The 5,230-nt window shown below is 72.6% G+C and carries 1 protein-coding gene; it reads left to right on the forward strand.

Annotated features, from left to right (window positions below; all coding sequences use genetic code 11):
- Window positions 1-5,230: type I polyketide synthase (locus FRZ03_RS24495; protein WP_146467309.1), on the forward strand; the 5,230-nt coding region annotated here is incomplete at both ends.

The following is a 5,230-nucleotide window of genomic DNA, read 5'->3' on the forward strand; positions in this document are numbered from 1 at the left end:
GGGAAGACCGGGTTCTTGTTCTCGGGCCAGGGCTGGCAGCGGCAGGGTATGGGGCGTGAGCTGTACGCGTCGTACCCGGTGTTCGCTGCGGCGTACGACGAGGTGTGTGCGTTGCTGGAAGTTCCGGTCGATGTGGATGCCGGGTCGCTGCACCAGACCGGTTGCGCGCAGCCCGCGTTGTTCGCGGTCGAGGTCGCGTTGTTCCGGCTGTTGGAGTCGTGGGGCGTCAGGCCGGATTACGTGGCCGGTCATTCCGTCGGCGAGATCGCGGCCGCTCATGCGGCCGGGGTGTTGTCGCTTGAGGATGCGGCGAGGTTGGTGTCGGCGCGGGCCGGGTTGATGCAGGCGTTGCCTGCGGGTGGGGCGATGGTGGCGGTTCAGGCCACGGAGGACGAGATCCTGCCGCACCTGACCGAAGAGGTAGGTGTCGCGGCTGTCAACGGCCCACGGTCCGTGGTGGTTTCCGGCGTGGAGAATGCGGTCCTGGCGGTCGCCGATACCTTCGCGCGACAGGGCCGCAAGACCACCCGGTTGCAGGTCAGCCACGCCTTCCACTCCCCGCTGATGGAGCCGATGCTGGAGGAGTTCGCTGCGGTCGTCGGCGAGCTGGTCTTCAACGAGCCGCGGATTTTGGTCGTTTCGAATCTCACGGGCCGTCTGGCGGAGCCGTACACCCCGGAGTACTGGGTGCGGCACGTGCGCGAGGCGGTCCGTTTCGCGGACGGGATCGAGAGCTTGCGCGAGCTGGGTGTGACGACGTTCGTGGAGATTGGTCCGGGCGGTGTCCTGAGCGGTATGGCCCAGGGCTGCGTGGACGACATCGTCACCGTCCCCGTCCTGCGCGCCGACCGCCCAGAGCCGCACGCGCTCGCCGCCGCCCTCGGGCAGTTGTTCATCCACGGCATCTCACCCGACTGGCACGCCCTTCTCCCCGGCGCCCGGCGTGTCGATCTGCCCACCTACCCCTTCCAGCGCGAGCGCTACTGGCTGGACGTCCCCCGGGCATCCGGTGACGTCCGGGCCGTCGGTCTGGGCGCGGCGGACCATCCGCTGCTCGGAGCAGCGATCGCGACCGCCGACAACGACGGTGTTCTGCTCACCGGACTGCTGTCCCTCGAAACCCACCCCTGGCTCGCCGACCACGCCGTGAACGGAACCGTGCTGCTGCCCGGCACCGCGTTCGTGGAGCTGGCGATCCGCGCGGGTGACGAGACGGGGTGCGGCTTGATCGAAGAGCTCACCCTGGAGCTTCCCCTGGTCGTGCCCGAGCGCGTCGGCGTCGCCCTCCAGGTGGCGGTCGGCCCGGAGGACGAGTCGGGCCGACGGCAGCTGAGCGTGCACTCGCGCGTCGCGGACGGCTCGTGGCTGCGACACGCGACGGGCGTGCTGTCCTCGGCGGAGGCGCCGCGTGGACCGGACCTCGGCGTGTGGCCGCCGACGGGCGCCGAGGCCGCCGAACTGGCTGATTTCTACGAGGAGATGGCCCGCTTGGGCCTGTACTACGGTCCGGTCTTCCAGGGGCTGCGCTCGGTGTGGCGCGCCGGGGACGACGTCTTCGCCGAGGTGGAGCTGCCGACGGAACCGGCCGCCGAGGCTGGGGCGTTCGCGCTGCATCCGGCCCTGCTGGACGCCGCCCTGCACGCCCTGGTCGCCGGTGGGCTGGTGTCACCGGACGACGGCCCGCTGCTGCCGTTCGCGTGGTCCGGTGTCTTCGTGCGGGCGGCCGGTGCGGCGATGGTGCGGGTGAAGCTGTCCCGGACGGCCGGCGGCGCGGTGACCCTGACCGTGGCCGATGGCGCCGGTGACCCGGTCGCCTCGGTCGAGGCGCTGTCCTTGCGCGCAGCCTCGGCGGAGCAGCTGCGCGGTGCCGGGGGCGAAGGCCGGCTGTACGGGCTGGAGTGGACACCGTTCACCTCTTCCTCCGCCACCGAGGCCCCGGTGATCGACACCGCCGAGGGCTTCGGCGCGCTGCGGGGGTCGAAGGCGACACCGGACGCCGTCGTCGTGCCGTGCCCCGCGGGACCCGGTACGGAGACCGCCGACCGTGTGCACGGCACGGCGAGCGAGGTGCTGGCGCTGCTGCACTGGTGGGTGGCGCAGGAGCGTCCCGGGCGACTGGTGCTGGTGACGCGTCGCGGTGATCTGGCGCATGCCGCGGTGTGGGGGCTGGTGCGGTCGGCGCAGGCGGAGCATCCGGACCGGATCGTGCTGGCGGAGGCCGAGGACACAGAGGACGTCGTCCAGGCGCTGCCCGCCGTACTCGCCAGCGGTGAGCCGCAGTTCGCGGTCCGCGACGGGTCGGTGTTCGTACCGCGTCTGGTGAAGACCGCCGAAAACAGCACTGCAGCAACGGACTTCGGTACCGGTCCCGTCCTGGTGACCGGCGCGTCCGGGGCGCTGGGCGGGCTCGTCGCCCGGCACCTGGTGGCCGCGCACGGCGTGCGGAGCCTGCTGCTGATGAGCCGGCGCGGTGCGCAGGCCCCCGGCGCGGCCGAGCTGGCGGGCGACCTCGCCGCGTCGGGCGCCGAGGTGCGCTGGGCGGCCTGCGACGCGGCCGACCGGGACGCCCTCGCCGAGGCGCTGTCCGGCACCCCGGTGACCGCCGTGGTGCACACGGCCGGTGTCCTGGACGACGGCGTGCTCACCGCGCTCACCCCGGAGCGCATGGCGAAGGTGCTGCGCCCGAAGGTCGACGCCGTGCTGAACCTCGCCGAGCTGGCGGGCGACCTGTCGGCGTTCGTGGTCTTCTCCTCGGTGTCCGGCATCCTGGGCAGCGCGGGACAGGGCAACTACGCTGCGGCGAACACCTTCCTCGACGCCTTCGCCGAAGCCCGCCGCGCCCGGGGGCTGCCCGCCACGTCGCTGGCCTGGGGCCTGTGGGAGCAGGGCGGCGGCATGGCCGACCGGCTCGACCGGACGGACCTCACCCGGCTCGAGCGGGCGGGCCTGGCTCCGATCGCAGTGGACGAGGGACTGCGGCTGTTCGACGCGGCGCTGGGCGCGGGCCGGGCGGTGGTCGCCCCGCTGCGGTTGGACCTGGGCGGGCTGGGGGAGACGGTGCCGTCGGTGTTGCGCTCGCTGGTGCGGGTCGCGCCGGTGCGGCGTAGGGCGGGGAGTGTGCCGAAGGGGTCGCTGGGTGAGCGGCTGGCCGGGCTGCCGGAAGGCGAGCGCGAACGGGTGGTGCTGGACCTGGTGCGCACCGAGGTCGCCGCCGTGCTCGGCCACGCCTCGACCCAGGCCGTAAAGCCTGAACACGCCTTCGGCGACGCGGGTTTCGACTCGCTCACTTCGGTGGAACTCCGCAACCGGCTGAACGCGGCGACCGGGCTGCGGCTGCCCGCGACCATGGTCTTCGACCACCCCACGCCCGTCGCGCTGGCCCGCTTCCTGCTGGCCGAGACGCTGGGTGACCAAGAGCGGTCCGAGGCCGCGGTCGCCGTGGTCGGCAAGGTGGACGAGCCGATCGCGATCGTGGGCATGTCCTGCCGGTTCCCCGGTGACGTTCGCTCGCCGGAAGACCTCTGGCGGCTCGTCGCCTCCGGTGGCGACGCGATCACGGGCTTTCCCGAGGACCGCGGCTGGGACGTCGAGAACCTCTACGACCCCGACCCCGACCGCTCCGGAAAGTCCTATGTGCGCCACGGCGGCTTCCTCCACCAGGCCGCCGAGTTCGACCCGGGCTTCTTCGGGATCTCGCCGCGTGAGGCGCTGGCGATGGACCCGCAGCAGCGGCTGCTGCTGGAGACGGCGTGGGAGGCGTTCGAGCGGGCCGGGATCGACCCGGTCACGGTGCGGGGCAGCCGTACCGGTGTGTTCGCCGGGGTGATGTACCACGACTACGGCGGGCGCGTACGAAAGGCCCCGGAGGGCATGGACGCCTACCTGGGCAGCGGCAGCGCGGGCAGCATCGCCTCCGGTCGGGTCTCGTACACCTTCGGGCTTGAGGGTCCGGCGGTCACGGTGGACACGGCGTGCTCGTCCTCGCTGGTGGCGCTGCACCTGGCGACCCAGGCGCTGCGCGGCGGCGAGTGCGGTATGGCGCTGGTCGGCGGTGTCACCGTCATGGCGACGCCTTCGACGTTCGTGGAGTTCAGTCGGCAGCGTGGGCTGGCTCCGGATGGGCGGTGCAAGGCGTTCGGTGCGGGTGCGGACGGTACGGGGTGGGCCGAGGGTGCGGGCATGCTGCTGGTGGAGCGGCTGTCGGACGCCCGTCGGAACGGGCACCGGGTGCTGGCGGTGGTGCGGGGTACGGCGGTGAACCAGGACGGTGCGTCGAACGGCCTGACGGCACCCAACGGGCCTTCCCAGCAGCGGGTGATTCGGCAGGCGCTGGCGAACGCGGGTCTGTCCTCGGACCAGGTGGACGCGGTGGAGGCGCACGGTACGGGCACGCAGCTGGGCGATCCGATCGAGGCGCAGGCGCTGCTGGCGACCTACGGGCGGGAGCGGCCGGAGGGACAGCCGTTGTGGCTGGGTTCGTTGAAGTCGAACATCGGGCATGCGCAGGCCGCCGCGGGTGTCGGCGGGATCATCAAGATGGTGATGGCGATGCGGCACGGCGTGCTGCCCCGCACCCTGCACGCGGACGAACCGACGCCGCATGTGGACTGGTCGGCCGGTGCGGTACGACTGCTGACCGAGGCCGTGGAGTGGCCCGCGGACGACGGACCGCGCCGAGCCGCCGTGTCGTCCTTCGGCATCAGCGGCACCAACGCCCATGTGATCGTGGAACAGGCTCCGGACGCGGCGGAGTTGCCACCCGCGCCCGACTCCGGCGAGGTCGTGCCGTGGGTGCTGTCCGGCCGCACGGAGGCGGCGCTACGGGCCCAGGCGAGGCGCCTGCTGTCCATGGCCCCGGACACGGAGTCGCGGCCGGCCGACATCGGCTTCTCGCTCGCCGCCACCCGCTCGGCCATGGAGCACCGGGCCGGCGTGGTGGGAGAGAACCGTGACGAACTCCTCGAAGGACTTCGCGCGTTGGCCGCAGGGGCGCCGTCCCCCCGGCTCGTCCTGGGCGAACCGGCCGCCAGGGGGAAGACCGGGTTCTTGTTCTCGGGGCAGGGGTCGCAGCGGCTGGGTATGGGGCGTGGGTTGTACGCGTCGTATCCGGTGTTCGCGGCGGCGTACGACGAGGTGTGTGGCCTTCTGGAAGCCCCGGTCGATGTGGACTCCGAGGGGCTGCACGAGACGGGTTCGGCGCAGCCCGCGTTGTTTGCCGTCGAGGTGGCGT

This window comes from Streptomyces misionensis (assembly GCF_007896895.1).
Lineage (GTDB): Bacteria > Actinomycetota > Actinomycetes > Streptomycetales > Streptomycetaceae > Streptomyces > Streptomyces misionensis_A.